This window comes from Bordetella sp. MIP270_01_BMS, assembly GCF_054958705.1.
In genome coordinates this window covers 2691106-2705545 of record NZ_CM143297.1, presented here as the reverse complement: position 1 = coordinate 2705545, position 14440 = coordinate 2691106, and the positions used below count along the sequence as shown (strand labels likewise).

The 14440-nt window shown below is 59.6% G+C and carries 12 protein-coding genes and 1 pseudogene; 8 read left to right on the top strand and 5 right to left on the bottom strand.

The features are described from left to right. Positions 1 to 287: 287 nt before the first annotated feature. Positions 288 to 1208: a LysR family transcriptional regulator gene (locus ACV17W_RS12640; protein ID WP_462592676.1), complete on the bottom strand. Its 921-nt coding sequence runs from the start codon at positions 1206 to 1208 to the stop codon at positions 288 to 290. A gap of 81 nt (positions 1209 to 1289) precedes the next feature. On the opposite strand from ACV17W_RS12640, the gene ACV17W_RS12635 reads away from it, so the two are divergent. From ACV17W_RS12635 to ACV17W_RS12610, 6 genes and pseudogenes are all read left to right on the top strand, one after another. After that, entirely contained in the window at positions 1290 to 3086 is a 1797-nt protein-coding gene (locus tag ACV17W_RS12635; RefSeq protein WP_462592675.1) for an acetolactate synthase catalytic subunit, read from the top strand. A 95-nt stretch (positions 3087 to 3181) separates the two neighbouring features. Continuing rightward, positions 3182 to 4156 (top strand): Bug family tripartite tricarboxylate transporter substrate binding protein, encoded by a 975-nt coding sequence (locus tag ACV17W_RS12630; RefSeq protein WP_462592674.1) that lies wholly within the window; start codon positions 3182 to 3184, stop codon positions 4154 to 4156. A gap of 42 nt (positions 4157 to 4198) precedes the next feature. After that, entirely contained in the window at positions 4199 to 5170 is a 972-nt protein-coding gene (locus ACV17W_RS12625) for a quinone oxidoreductase family protein (protein ID WP_462592673.1), read from the top strand. A 16-nt stretch (positions 5171 to 5186) separates the two neighbouring features. Next, positions 5187 to 6217, top strand: a pseudogene (locus tag ACV17W_RS12620) (AMP-binding protein); the annotation flags it as partial. Between the two features lie 45 nt (positions 6218 to 6262). Next, a complete protein-coding gene (locus tag ACV17W_RS12615) occupies positions 6263 to 6691 on the top strand; it encodes a class I adenylate-forming enzyme family protein (RefSeq protein ID WP_462596540.1) in 429 nt (142 codons plus the stop codon). A gap of 248 nt (positions 6692 to 6939) precedes the next feature. Then, on the top strand, positions 6940 to 8640 hold the full coding sequence (locus tag ACV17W_RS12610) for a mechanosensitive ion channel family protein (protein ID WP_462592672.1): 1701 nt from the start codon (positions 6940 to 6942) through the stop codon (positions 8638 to 8640). Between the two features lie 214 nt (positions 8641 to 8854). Here ACV17W_RS12610 and ACV17W_RS12605 read toward each other — a convergent pair whose 3' ends face one another. From ACV17W_RS12605 to ACV17W_RS12595, 3 genes are read right to left on the bottom strand one after another with little or no spacing between them, the layout of a single operon-like run. Next, entirely contained in the window at positions 8855 to 9649 is a 795-nt protein-coding gene (locus ACV17W_RS12605) for an amino acid ABC transporter ATP-binding protein (RefSeq protein ID WP_462592671.1), read from the bottom strand. Continuing rightward, positions 9646 to 10314, bottom strand: a complete 669-nt coding sequence (locus ACV17W_RS12600) for an amino acid ABC transporter permease (RefSeq protein ID WP_462592670.1) — start codon at positions 10312 to 10314, stop codon at positions 9646 to 9648. Before ACV17W_RS12600 ends, ACV17W_RS12605 begins: the two co-directional genes overlap by 4 nt. A gap of 12 nt (positions 10315 to 10326) precedes the next feature. Beyond that, positions 10327 to 11181, bottom strand: coding sequence for a transporter substrate-binding domain-containing protein (locus ACV17W_RS12595; protein WP_462592669.1), 855 nt, complete (start codon positions 11179 to 11181; stop codon positions 10327 to 10329). A 228-nt stretch (positions 11182 to 11409) separates the two neighbouring features. Here ACV17W_RS12595 and ACV17W_RS12590 point away from each other — a divergent pair, with 228 nt between their 5' ends. Beyond that, the gene (locus ACV17W_RS12590) at positions 11410 to 12678 is read left to right on the top strand and encodes an NAD(P)/FAD-dependent oxidoreductase (protein ID WP_462592668.1); all 1269 of its coding nucleotides are present in this window, start codon (positions 11410 to 11412) and stop codon (positions 12676 to 12678) included. Between the two features lie 29 nt (positions 12679 to 12707). Next, positions 12708 to 13457, top strand: coding sequence for an aspartate/glutamate racemase family protein (locus tag ACV17W_RS12585; RefSeq protein ID WP_462592667.1), 750 nt, complete (start codon positions 12708 to 12710; stop codon positions 13455 to 13457). Positions 13458 to 13669: 212 nt separating this feature from the next. Here the strand turns inward: ACV17W_RS12585 and ACV17W_RS12580 are convergent, their stop codons facing one another. After that, the gene (locus ACV17W_RS12580; RefSeq protein ID WP_462592666.1) at positions 13670 to 14413 is read right to left on the bottom strand and encodes an SDR family oxidoreductase; all 744 of its coding nucleotides are present in this window, start codon (positions 14411 to 14413) and stop codon (positions 13670 to 13672) included. Positions 14414 to 14440: the final 27 nt, after the last annotated feature.

Here is a 14440-nt window from a genome sequence, read left to right as displayed (position 1 = left end):
GAAGGTTGAGCGGGATGTCTTGCATTGCAGGCGAGCTGTGCTTCGCTCCGCAGCGGAACGCGACAGCCCGGCGGCTGCACCGGCCTGATTGGCATATGGAATCTCTGCTCCTGGCCTCGAACGCTTTGACTGGGCTAGTTTCGAGCCGCGCGGAGGCGCCAAGCAGGGCGAGCCGTTCGTTTGGATACTCGCCGCTGAGCTCGCGGCCATCCCATCGGGCGATCTTCCTCAAGGCCACCACGTTCATCGGGCGACGCCGTAAATCGCTCGATGAACAAATATCGCCATCAGAACCGGGATCCATTGAAGCGGGTGTCGACCTTCGAGTTCAGGCAGTAGCTGATGAACTCGCGAGCCAGTGGCTGCAGTGTCACATTGGACCGAAACAGGAATCCAAGAGGGCGCTTGACCGTTGGTTCTACGAGCGGAATCACTCTGACTCTTCGGGAATTCACGCTTGCCAAAGCCGTGCTGGGAAGCACGGAAATGCCCAGTCCGGCTTCCACCATGCCAATCGCCGTGGGAAGCAGGCTCACTTCGGAGCTCGGTCGCACCGATATACCATGTGATGCAAAAGCGCTGTCCATCATGAGTCGAGCATGACTGTTGTAGCTCGTGGCGATGATGGGTTCGCAAGAGATATCAACCCACTTCAGCAGCTTGAACTTCGCCAGGGGATGCGAAACCGGGAGGACGACACATACGGTGTCCTCAAACCACGGCACAAGCTCCAGATCGCCATCCTGAGGTCCGGGCGTGCCAACAGCGATCTCGAATTCGCCAGCCCGCAGCATCTGGAACATCCGTCCGCTCTCGGTCATGGCATCGTGCAAGACGATCTGCACCTGGGCTCGCTCTTTTTCGAAGCCCGCGATGATGTCCGGAAGCACGGATGCGCTCACCGATGGAATCGTCGCAACAGCTACCGTACCCCCTAATGGCAGGGTCGATTCCTTTAAAGCACTGAAGCTGCCCTCAAGTTCGCCAAGTAAACGCTGAACGCCCGGCAGCAGCTCACGCCCAGCGGTGGTTAACACGACATGACGCGAAGTCCGTTCGAACAACGTCGTGCCAAGCTGCTCTTCCATCTTCTTGATCATCAAGGACAGAGCGGGCTGGGAAACGTGGAGCATGTCTGCAGCCCTCGAGAAACTGCCCAACCGCCCCACGGCAACGAAAGCCTTTATCTGACGCAGACTGATATTCATAAATTAGTTTTATCAGTGCATAACGTAAATAAAATGGAATTATAGATGACGTTCGCTGAGAATCTGTGGAAAGGAGTGAGCATGAACAAACCCAAACCCAAACCCAAACCCACAGCCACGAGCACGCTTTCCAGGCAGCATCTCAGCGATTCAAACGCCGCAGCCGCAATCGTCCGGACACTCAAATCCGCTGGCGTTTCTTTCATCTTCGGGCAAAGTTGTCCGATCGCCCTATTCTTGACCGCTGAGAAGGAGGGACTGGAGCAGATTGGCTACCGGACAGAGAACGCCGGTGCTGCCATGGCGGACGGGTTCGCGCGCGCCAGCGGCCGCTTTGGAGTTATAGCAGCGCAAAATGGTCCGGCGGCTGCCCTGCTTGTCGCCGGTCTGAGCGAGGCATTACGGGCATCCATACCCGTCGTCGCGATTGTCCAGGATGTGGCTCGACGCAATACTGACCGCAACGCCTTCCAGGAGCTGGACCACGAGCAGATGTTCAAGCCGTGCGCAAAATGGGTGCGAAGGATCACTCTTGCCGAGCGTGCCGGAGAGTACACACAGCGAGCCATTCGTGCGGCAACAACCGGCCGGCCTGGCCCTGCAGTGCTGATCGTGCCCTTCGACGTCATTATGGATGACGTGGCCGATCCGTCGCCACCCGATTACATCACGCCAGAGTTTGGACAGTATCCGGCAGATCGTTTTGTTCCTGAAAGATCCAGGCTCGTTCAGGCAGCGCGCGCAATTGCAAATGCCAGGCAGCCCATTGTTGTCGCTGGGGGCGGCGTTCACCTGTCCGGTGCCTGCGGCGCATTAGAGCAACTGCAGCAGCGCTGGCAGGTGCCCGTCGCCACGACGAACATGGGCAAAGGGGCCATAGATGAACGGGACCCGTTGGCTCTCGGCGTGGTGGGCTATGTCATGGGGACTCGCAGCCCGACGAAGTTTTTGCGGGAGTATGTGAAGAGCGCAGATGTGGTCGTGCTCGTCGGTAATCGCACAAATGAAAACGGGACGGCCTCCTGGACTCTCTTTAACGATGATGCAACGTTCATCCAGATTGATGTAGATCCGGAAGAAGTCGGCAGGAATTACCCATGCATTCGGCTGCTGGGAGACGCACGCAGTACGATCGAGGCGTTGATGGAGGTCGCAGCGACAGAGAATCTTCCACTTCCACACCGTGCGGCTGCAGACACCAAAGCACTAATCGCCGATGCCAGGACGCTGCACGCGCAGGAGCTCGAGCCGGTACTGACTGAATCGTCACTTCCGTTGCGTCCGGAACGGGTTGTGCGCGACGTTGACGAGTATCTGGAAGAACCAGTCTGGTGCGCAGATGCCAGCTACTCGTCACTGTGGGTTTCTCAGTTTGCCACCTCGAAACGCGCCGGCCAGCGGTTCCTCACCCCACGGGGCATCGGGGGACTGGGCTGGGGCTTGCCACTCGCAATAGGCGCTAAGTTGGCCCACCCAAAGCGGCCGGTAGTAACGCTTGTCGGAGACGGAGGGTTCGCCCATTGCTGGTCTGAGTTGGAAACGGCCAAGCGGCACAAGCTCCCGGTAGTGGTGGTGGTGATGAACAATGGGGTACTTGGATTCCAACGCGACGCTGAGACGTCCCGATTTGGCGCCCATACGAAGATCTGCTCCATCAGTACCATCGATCACGCAGCGATCGCCAAAGCTTGCGGATGTGGGGGCAAGGTGGTGCGGACGCGAGAGGAACTATTGCAAGCGCTTTCAGAAGCGGTCGTCAGCGAAGTCCCCTATGTCATCGATGTGCACGTAGCCCCCGAGGCATTTCCTCCCATCAGTGCTTTCGAGGCCCTGGTGAGTGGGGAAGCCGACCCTACTGCTGAACAGATTACACACTGAGGTAGAAGCAGAGCCGTTATTCCAGTTGTCTGAAGCCAGTAATCATTTATTGAATGCCACAGAAGTACTACTAAAGGCATCGCAGAGGAGACAGCATGTTTATCACCCGTTCCACACTCGCCATCGGCGTGCTGGTATGCGCCATCGGTCCAGGTACTGTATCAGCACAGGCCTGGCCTTCCCGACCGATTGAGTTGGTAGTGCCCTACCCACCCGGAGGGGTCACGGATATCGCCGCTCGGGTCATTGCGAAGAAGGCCACTGAAATCGCTGGACAACCGATGGTCGTGGTAAATAAGCCTGGTGCTGGAGGCAGGATCGGCACAGCGTTCGTGGCGCGGGCGCCCGCAGATGGCTACACCGTCTTGATGGGGACCAATGCCACGCACGGCACCAATCCCAATACGACCAAAGACCTTCCCTATGACGCCATAGCGGACTTTGCGCCCGTAATCGAGGTCGCCCAGACACCCCTGCTCGTGGTGGCGACTCCCTCGGCGCCGGTATCCAATATTCCTGAACTGATTGATTGGCTCAAGAAGGATGGCACCAAGGTTTCCTATGCCTCCACCGGTCAGGGGGGCGGCAACCACCTGACTGTCGAGTACTTCAAAATGCTGACAGGCACTGAAATGCTGCATGTCCCATACAAAGGAAGTTCGCCGGCTTTGGCTGACCTGATGGGAGGCCAGGTTCAGGTCATGTTTGACAATATCGCCTCTTCGCTTCCCCACGTAAAGTCGGGCAAGCTGCGGGCGCTGGCGGTGACCAGCCTGAGCCGCTACCCCGGCACGCCTGAACTGAAAACGGTTGCCGAACAGGGGGTGCCAAACTTCGAAGCCTCTAATTGGCTTGCGATCTATGCGCCGGCTGGCGTCCCGTCTTCCGTCGTGACCAAGCTCAATGAAATCTTTGCCACTGCGTTGAAGTCTCCGGAAGTAGTGCAGGCGCTGCAAAGCTCAGGTCTAGAGGCCATTCCAGGCTCTCCGTCAGAGCTCGCCCAGCGCACGAAAAACGATATCGCGAAGTGGGCCGAGGTCGTACGAACTATCGGGTTCCAGCCCCAATAGCGTGACAAGGCGCAAGGATTGCGATCGTATTCAAGGATGACGATGAAAGAGATCTTGATAGGTGAATTCGGCAGTAGCGACAAGCTCGTACTTAACGAGCGAGACATCTCTGCACCTGAAGAACATGAGGTGCAGGTTTCTCAGGTTGCAATAGGGGTCAACTTTATCGATGTTCTTATGCGCCGCGGCGAGCTGGGTGGCGCTTTGCCCATGCCGATAGGGTTGGAGGCTGCTGGTGTAGTCACGGCCGTGGGCGACGGAGTAACAGGAGTCGCGAAGGGGGATCGCGTTCTGTATGCCGGAGGCGCTCCCGGTGCCTACTGCAACATCCGCAACGTGAGAGCAGATCGCATTATTGCCTTACCGGAATTTATGACCTTTGAAGAGGGTGCGGCGATATTTTTCAAAGCGCTCACGGCTGACTACCTGATTCACCGGCTCAGAAAACTGGAGGCCGGCGACACCGTACTATTTCATGGCGCCGCAGGCGGTGTCGGCTCGATAGCAATACCTTGGCTCACCAGTCTCGGGGTAAAGGTGGTAGGAACGACCAGCAAGCAACACAAAACCGACTATGCGCATTCCATCGGGTGCAAGCGAGTGGCGGTACTGGGGCAGGATGATGTTGCCGAGATCGTGTCCGATGTCTCGGACGGAAAAGGCGCGACGGTCGTGTACGACTCGATCGGCAAAGCTACGTTCGAGGCTTCGTTCGCGAGCCTGGCCAGGTTCGGTCTTTTCGTGAGTTTCGGCTGGGCTTCGGGAGATATAGAACCTCTGGCACCGGCCAAGTTGAGAGAACGTGGCTCAGTGTTCTTCACCCGACCGACGGTTTCTCATTACATTGAGCAATCCACGGACTACGTCAGTGCATCGACCAGGATATTCAAAGCACTGGAGGCCGGAATTTTCAAGTCTCGAATTCATAGGGAATTCGATCTCCATGACGCCCCGCAGGCGCACGCCCATATTGAAAACGGAGAGCACTGCGCGAGCATCATCCTGAAGGGATGAAAGGTGCTTTTCATCTATGAACCTGTTTACCTTGCTCGAGTACTCCGCCCGCAAGTTCCCGGATCAGGGGGCGATCTATTGCGGCGAGGAGCTCCGGTACACCTATGCGGCGCTACATCGACGGGCGGTGAAGCTGGCTACCGGTCTCAGACAGCACTTTTCCCCTGGCTCGCGTATTGTGGTCGCGACGGAGAACTGTCCTGAGTATGTGGAGATCATGTTCGGGGTATGGGCTGCCGGGATGGTTCTCGTGCCGGTCAATTACAAGCTTCATCCCAGTGAAGTTGTTCAGATACTGACGGACTCTGAGGCTGCTGCCGCCTTCGTCTCACCACTGTTGAAGCAACATCTGCGGGAGCCCGTCGTCCCGCATGCCTGTGGCATCGTTGGCATCGGCGGCACCGAGTATGAAAGCTTGTTTTCGCAAATTGGACGAGATCCGGAAGCGTTGAGCGCCGAAACGCTCGCCTGGATTTTTTATACAAGCGGTACGACGGGCAAACCAAAGGGAGCCATGTTGACTCATCGCAATCTCATCGCGATGACAACCAGCCATTTGGCCGAAATCGAGAACATTCACGAGAATTCGAGCCAGATCCACGCGGCGCCCATGTCGCACGGTTCCGGCTTGTACATTCCTGCCTATATCGCTCGCGCCGCGCGCCTCGTCATACCTGCAAGCCGAAGCTATGATCCGGCCGAATTCCTTGCGCTATGCAGTGCACATCCCTCATGCGGTGCATTCCTGGCACCCACGATGGTTCGACGACTTCGCGTCGAGGCGGAGCGAACCGGCGAAACGCCATCGAATCTGCGATGTATTGTGTATGGCGGGGGGCCTATGTACGTCGAAGAGTTGAAAAAGTCGATGGCTCTCTTGGCCCGGTTTTCGCACAGATATACGGTCAGGGCGAATCTCCCATGACCATCACGGGCCTGCGACAAATCGATCTGAGCGGAGCCACGGAGGATGGGCTACTGGGGTCGGTAGGATATCCACGTATCGGAGTGGAACTCAGAGTGGTCGGAGAGGGCGGTCGATCGTTGCCGGTCGGCGAAGTTGGAGAAATTATCTGTCGTAGCGATGTGGTTATGTCCGGCTACTGGCGTAACCCTAAAGCTACGGCCGAAACACTAAAGGATGGCTGGCTATATACCGGAGACCTTGGCTACCGTGATGCACGTGGTTTCATCACGCTATGTGATCGTTCGAAAGACGTGATCATCAGCGGTGGTTCGAATATCTATCCTCGAGAAGTGGAGGAAGCTCTCCTCTCGTTTCCGGGAGTCGAAGAGATCTGCGTCGTGGGACGTCAGGATGAAGAATGGGGGGAAGTTGTAGTTGCCTTCTTGGTGGCGAAAGACGGCGTCAACATTGAATCCTCCGCGTTAGACGCGCATTGCACGTCACGGATCGGGCGGTTCAAGCGACCCAAAGAGTACTATTTTGTGGACTCGCTACCAAAGAACAGCTACGGCAAGGTTCTCAAACGCGAGCTGCGAGACCGCCTGAACGGCTAACACCTTATACGAGGTGGAGGTCGGCCGAAGTATCGCTACCAGCACGTTTGCAGATAGCCGCGGTCGTCGCTGGATGCCTGCTGCTGATGGGCGCCTGCACCCTTGTTCTCAAAGCAGGCATTCCCCGGACGTCGCAGGGTCTCATCCGCACATGCCCGAGCAATTCGCGACATCAGCCGTAGCTCGAGCCAACATTCGGCTCTCATGGCCGATAATGCCGCATGTTCCACGGCAACAAGGAAGCGGGAGTGACGGATTTAATCAAATGGGGCAGGACGCTGACGGGCGCGTGCCTTGCGGCGTTGCTGCTGTTCGTGCTGGCCCCTGCGCCAGGCTACGCCATGGCAGAGCGGGCGTTATCTCCCGTCAGCACCTCCAGCCCTGGCGATACCTATCGGTCGCTTGTCTCCGGCGTGCAGCGCCTGGAAGAACTGTACACGGGATACAAGTCCGACAAGACCTTCGACCGTCTGCACGAGATCCGGTATCAGTTCAACAGGCTGCGCGGCTTGCTGGACCTGAGCGAGGTGCCTGCGGCCAATCGCGTCAAGGCCGGGAATGCTGCCCTGACCTACCTTTCCGATATTCTGGCGCGTCTGCCTCAAATCGATCCGGGCTCGATTCCCGGCAGCGGCACGGGCGAGAACGCACCGCCCGCGCGCTGGACCGTGCCAGGCACGGATATCCAGATTGCGAGGGTGGACGGCGGACACGACGCGGGCGAGTACCTGTTTACCGCCCAGAGCGTGGCGCACCTGGCCGAATACTACCAGCGCGTGAAAGATCTGCCGGTGCTCCAGTCGCGGCCGTACGCCTCGTTGCATAAAGAACATATCAATGCCACCGGGCCGCTGATTCCCGACTGGCTGACGGCGCGGGTCCCCGAGCCCCTCAAGATTGCCCATCTGAACACACCTGTCTGGAAGATCATCACCATTGCATGCGTCGTGGCCCTCATGCTGCTGCTGGCGGCCGCCTGGGCAAAAGTGGTGCGTGCCCAGTCGCGTCGGGGCAGCGAGGTGCGCCGGCTGGCGTGGCGTTTTACCTTGCCCGCGTTGCTGCTGGCCGTCTATTCGGTATGCGAATGGTTTGTCATTTCGCACATCAATCCTGCCGGCCTTTTTGCGACAGGAGAACGGCTGTTGTTTACGGCCGCCTTCTATGCGGTGGCCGCATGGGCGGTATGGATCGGATGTTTCCTGGCGGTCGAAGCGGTCATCAATACGCCTCGAATCGCCGGCAACAGCCTGGACGCACACTTGCTGCGCCTGGCCGCGCGGGTCACCGCAATAGGTGCGGTCGGCGGCATACTCGTTTATGGAGCCAACGAGATTGGCATCCCGGCCCTAGGCCTGATTGCCGGTATCGGTGTGGGCGGGTTCGCGCTGGCTTTGGCGGCGCAGTCCACAATAGAGAACCTTTTCGGAGGCGTCGCGCTTTTCGCCGACCGGCCCTTTCGCATTGGCGACTTCATCAGCTTCGGCGACAAGCGCGGAACGGTAGAGGCCGTTGGCACGCGGTCGAGCCGGATTCGCGCAATGGATGGCACGCTGGTCACGGTACCCAACCGCGATCTGGCCAAGATGAACATCGTCAACTACACCCGGCGAAACAAATGCCTTTTTGTGCATACGCTGGCGATCAGCGTCGATACGCCGCCCGCCAAGCTGCGGCAGTTGCTCGAGCAGCTGCGCAGCCTGTTGTCGGCCGACGAGATGGTGGAAAAGCGAGACGGCTGGCCACGCGTGCGTTGCATAGGCGTTGCGGTGGGGCGTATCGAGATCGAGATGCGCGCTCACGTTCAGACCAGCGACTACACGAAGTTCCTTGGCGTGCAGGAAGCGCTGCTGCTGCGAGTCTTCGAGGTGGTCGAAGAAACAGGTGTCAGGCTCGTGCCGACGCGGTTCATGACGACGGCGAATGAGAGCGAAGTCGTGGTATTGCCGTGATCCCACCCGTTCTGTGGCTATGACGGTGTCGGGCGAGTAGCTCGCGCTATACGCGTCCGATGATGTCCGGCGGGTGACTCCGCTGCGTTGACGGCGCCGCCCGGCGCTTAAGCGGCTGCGGCCGACATGGGCCTGATGCGTTCGTGAGCGGGATTTGCTTCGTTCGGGATTTCTTACGAAGGCAAATTCTGCTCGCTTGCGCATCAAGCCCGGGTCAGGCGGCTACCGACCCCGTCAGACCATGGCCGTGGTTGAACCTTTGCAGGAACGATTTCAGGCGTTCGTTTCGGGGATGCCGGAAAATCTCGGTGGGCGTATCGATCTCGGCCATGACGCCGTCCAACATGAATCCCACCCGGTCCGATACGTCTGCTGCGAAGGCCATCTCGTGGGTGACGAGAATCATGGTCATGCCATCTGCGGCCAGTGCTTTGATGACGTTGAGCACTTCGGAAACGAGCTCGGGATCCAGTGCAGAAGTGACTTCATCGAACAGCATGACGTCGGGGCGCATGGCCAGCGCACGCGCAATGGCAACTCGCTGCTTCTGCCCACCGGAAAGCCGGCTGGGAAACGCATCCACTTTATCGGCCAAGCCCACTTTGGCCAGCAGTTCCTTGGCCAGATCGCTGGCCTCTGCACGTGCCATGCCTTTTACCTGCATCGGTCCCTCGATGACGTTCTGCAGAACCGTCATATGGGGGAACAGGTTGAAGTGCTGGAAGACCATGCCGATATCCCGTCGCAATGCGGCCAGGCTCGAGTCTTTGGGCTGCTTCTGGCTGGCGTCGAAATCGAAGCGATGCTTGCCGACCACCAGCTTGCCCGACTGGGGCAGTTCCAACAGGTTCATGCACCGCAGGAATGTGGACTTGCCCGAGCCGCTTGCCCCGATGAGCGTGACCACTTCGCCCTTGGCGACATCCAGCGACACGCCCTTCAGCACATGATTGGTGCCGAAGGTCTTGTGGACGCCCGTTGCTTGCAGAATTGGATTTCCCTGGTTCATCGATGCGCTCCCATGCGTGCTTCAAGCCGCTGCGCCAATAGCGTGATCGGGAACAGGACAACGAAGTAGATGATCGCTACCACGGTGTAGGTTTCCAGTGGCCGGTAAATGGCGGCGGTAATCACAGAGCCTTGGTAAAGCAGGTCGCCTACCGCAACCGTGGAAACCAGTGACGTGTTCTTCAGTTGCAATACGGTCTGGTTGATGAACGAAGGAATCATGACGCGCACGGCTTGCGGCAGGATCAGCCGCCTGAAGATCCGGCCGCGCCGCATGCCGAGGGCTCTGCCGGCTTCCCATTGTCCACGGTCGACCGCCTCGATCCCACCGCGAAATATTTCCGCGTAGAACGCGCCGCCATAGAGCGACAAGGTCAGGAAGCACGCCATTCCTGGCGACATTTCCACTTGAATGAGCACCGGCAATGCGTAATACATCCAGACCAACTGCACGAGCAAAGGCGTACAGCGGAAGATTTCGATGTAGGCGACGACCGGGAAGCTCACCCAGCGCGGGGCATTGATGCGCAGCACCCCGGCCACCAGCCCGATGGCCAGGCCCGCAAGCGCGGTGGTCACGGTGAAGACCACCGTGATCCACAGCCCTTGCCACAGCAAGCCGGTATACGGCGCTAGCGCGCCGAAGTCCCATGCGTAGTTGTTCATGGGCTGATCCGATCAGAACTGCACTTCGGACGGAATATCCTCGGGCTGCACGTCGAGTTCGGCCAGGCCTTGCAGGAACCACTCACGGGTTTGCGCCATGGATCGGTTGTAGTCAGCCCAGACACTCAGAAAATCGCGCCAGCGCTTGTCGGATTCCTGGCGCACGGCGATGTTGGTCGGCAGGGTCAGAATCGGCCGCGGAATGGCGATTTCGGCCAGGGCCGGATTCTTCTTCAGCATGGGCAGCGCCAGAATCGCGAGCACCACGTTGCAGTCGGCGCGGCCAGTGGCCACTGCAAGCACGGCTTCGTCACGGGTCTTGAAGGCCAGGATATTGGCTTGCGGCGCATACCGCCGGGCGATCAGTTCGTGCGACGAGCCCATATCCACGGATATGCGCACTTCGGGCTTGTTGAGATCGCTCCAGGTTTCAGGCTTGGGAAAGCCCTTGCGCGTCACGGCTGTGAACGAGTGCACCAGGATGGGCGTAGCGAAATCGACCATCAAGGACCGTTCAGGCGTCGGGTTGACTGCAAAGGCCAGGTCGATCTTGTTCGATTGAAGATCGAGGATCTGGTTGCCCCAGGTGGTTTCGACGGTTTCGACTTTGGCGTTGAGAATCTTCGCGATATCCGCTGCCATGCTCAGGCAGGCGCCGGACCATTGCCCCGTGGCAAGGTTCTTATTGAAGTAGGGCGCCTGTCCGACAATGACCCCCATGCGGAGCACGCCCGTCTTGCGCACCCGGTCCAGAGTCGATCCATTATTCGACGTGGATTGGGCGCTGGCACTGGCCGGGACTGCTACCGCGGCGGCTGCAATCGCGCCCAACCGGGCGGTATGGCTCAGCAATTCTCTGCGTTTCATTCTTAACCCCTTGATAGATTAAATGCTGGACAACCGGAGACAAATTTGTCTACTGGAGTGTAGACGTATCATGCATATTGTCGTGTATACAGTCAAGTGTTATGCTGGCCACGTCGCCGGTCGCACCAGACACGGCGAGGAAATATCGAGTCGCCGTGCCTTACATTGGCGTATTTCTTGCCGCGCCCCATCACTGGCGGGTCGGGGCTTAAACACTAAACGAAGCTCATGAGCAACCCGTTGCATGTCGTCGTAATCGGTGCTGGCGCAGTAGGCGCCGCGACAGCCGTCCAGGCGCTGAACGCCGGACTTCAAGTCACGATCGTGGAACCGGACGACCCCGGCGGAAGACAGGCGGCCAGCTACGGGAACGCAGGCTGGTTATCGTCGCATTCGATCCTGCCGCCGGCATCTCCAGGTGCCTGGAAACAGGTGCCCAAATGGTTGAAGGATCCATTGGGACCGCTGGCGGTGCGGTGGGGCTACTTGCCGCGTGCGGCGCCGTGGCTGATCAAGTACCTCGGTTCGGCGTGGACGTGGCCGCGCGTGGAGCGGACGGCAAATGCCCTGAGAAGTCTGCTCGCGGGCGCGCCATCGCTGCACAAGTCGCTCGCTGCCCAGGCCGGCGTGTCGGGCCTGATCGAGCAACGCGGCTTGCTGCACGCCTTCTTGTCCCGCGATCAGTTCCTGGCCGAACGCCATGCATGGGAGATTCGCCGCCGCGAAGGAATTGAGTGGCAGGAACTCGACGAGCGCGCGTTGCATGCGCTCGAGCCGGACCTTCACCCGCGCTACAAGTTCGGGGTGCTGGTGTCCGAGCCGGGGCACTGCCGCAATCCCGGAGCTTACGTTGCAGCGATGGTGCGCCTGGCACAGTCAATGGGCGCTGAAGTGCGTCGAACGCGAGCGACCGGATTTCAGATAGAGGAGGGGCGCCTGCGCGGCGTGCAGACCGAGTCCGGAACTATTCCCTGCGACAAGGCGGTCATTGCCACCGGCATCCGGTCGCGAGAATTGGCCCGGAGCGCCGGCGACAACGTACCGCTTGCGGCTGAACGCGGCTATCACGCCGTGATCCGGCAGCCCGAAGCGGGGGCGCGAACCTCAACATCGTTTGCCGATTGCAAAATGGTGGTGAACGCTATGGATGAAGGCCTGAGGGTTGCCGGTCAGGTCGAAATAGCCGACGTCGACGCGCCCCCCAACTGGCAGCGCGCCCGCATTCTGCGGGATCTGTTGTTGTCTGTGTATCCATCCCTGCCCAAGGACCTGCCGGTTGAGCGGGTCGATTACTGGCAGGGGTCGCGCCCCAGCATGCCGGATGGCCTGCCATGTATCGGCCCCGCCTCGGGCAGCCGCGACATTGTGCACGCGTTTGGCCATGGGCACGTGGGGTTGGTCGGGTCGGCGCGCACCGGCGAACTTGTCGTCCAGCTGATCCAAGGTCAGGCCACCCGCATCGCGCTGGCGCCCTTCGATCCACACCGTTTTCATTGAACCCTGATTGTCGAAGCAAAGGACCACCTATGCACCTATCACCTTACGCTGGTCAGATCGCTCGTGGGGGCAAGTCACTGTACGGTGCCCCGCTGGGCGTATTGATGCTGGATGCACGGTTCCCCCGCATACCTGGGGATATGGGCAACGGCCGGACCTGGCCGTTTCCCGTGCTGTATCGCGTAGTCCGCGGCGCTACGCCAGAGAAAGTCGTTCTGCAGGGCGCGCGCGGTACGCTGGATGCTTTTATCGACGCCGGGCGCGAGCTGGTCGATCAGGGTGCGGAAGCGATCACCACCAATTGCGGCTTTCTTGCGCTATTCCAGAACGAGATGTCCGGGGCGCTTGGTGTACCCGTCGCCACTTCGTCAATGATGCAGGTGCCATGGGTGCAGGCCACACTTGCGCCAGGCAAGCGCGTCGGCCTGGTGACGGTCAGTGCGTCCACGATGACGCCCGCGCATCTTGCGGCGGTCAACGTCCCGGCAGACATACCGATTGCCGGCACGGAAAATGGCAAAGAATTCTTTCGCGTGCTGATCAAGGCCGAGAAAGACGATATGGACGTCGGTCTGGCCGAGCAGGACATCCTCGACGCCGGTCGCGATCTGGTCCGGCGACATCCGGAGGTGGGCGCTATTGTGCTCGAATGCACCAACATGCCGCCATACGCGGCTGCGCTCCAGGCCGAAACCGGGTTACCCGTCTACGACATCTACTCGATGATCACCTGGTTCCACGCGGGCTTGCGGCCGCGCGTGTTCGATGCGCGATTCTAAGCAAACAATTTCCGCCGGCTTGCCCCGGGGGCGTGATGGTGGCTGTTGCGCATGCGGGAAACAATGCCACGTAGAGATGTATAAGGGGTTGTCGGCGGGTACGCAGTTTGCGCGCCCGCCGCAATCCGACTGTGCATGCCGGCGCTGCCGGCTCGGCATTCACCAATGTTGGCCTCCGCCTTGCAGGTGAGCTTTTCCAACGCCACGCCTGATCAGAAATCCTGCACCGTCGGGCGCAATACGATCTCGTTGATGTCCACGTCGGCCGGCTGTTCGATGGCGTATGCAATTGCACGGGCCACGGCGGTGGCGGGGATCGCGGTTTCGTAGAATTCCTTCACGAAGGCGTTGCTGGCGTCGTGACTCGTGCCGTACTTCAATTCGGTGTCCACGGCCCCCGGCTCGATCGTGGTGGTGCGGATGCTGCCGCCGACTTCATGGCGCAGGCCTTCAGAAATGGCGCGCACCGCAAACTTGGTCCCGCTATAGACGGTTCCGCCCGGGCTGAACACTTTCAGTCCGGCAACAGACGCCAGATTGATGAAGTGCCCCTGGCCTTGCGCACGGAACACGGGAAGCGCAGCGGCAATGCCATAGAGCACCCCCTTGACGTTGATGTCTATCATGCGGTCCCACTCGTCCACCTTCAGCTCGTCGATTGGCGCGATGGCCATCAGCCCGGCATTGTTTACCAGCACGTCGACGCGGCCGTACCGTTGCTGTGCCAGCTGCACCAATGCCTGAACCTGGCTCGCATCGGTGACATCGGTAGCCAGGCAGGCCGCCTCGCCGCCTTGCGCCTGTATTTCGCTGACGATGGCATCCAGCCTGTCGACTCGCCGCGCGCCGAGTACAAGCCTCGCGCCGCGCGCAGCCAGGTGGCGAGCGGTGGCTTCTCCCAGCCCGCTTGATGCTCCGGTGATGACGACCACAATGTTGCTTTGGAATTTGTTCATGATGTTCTCCAGTTAAAGGGTTCTGAA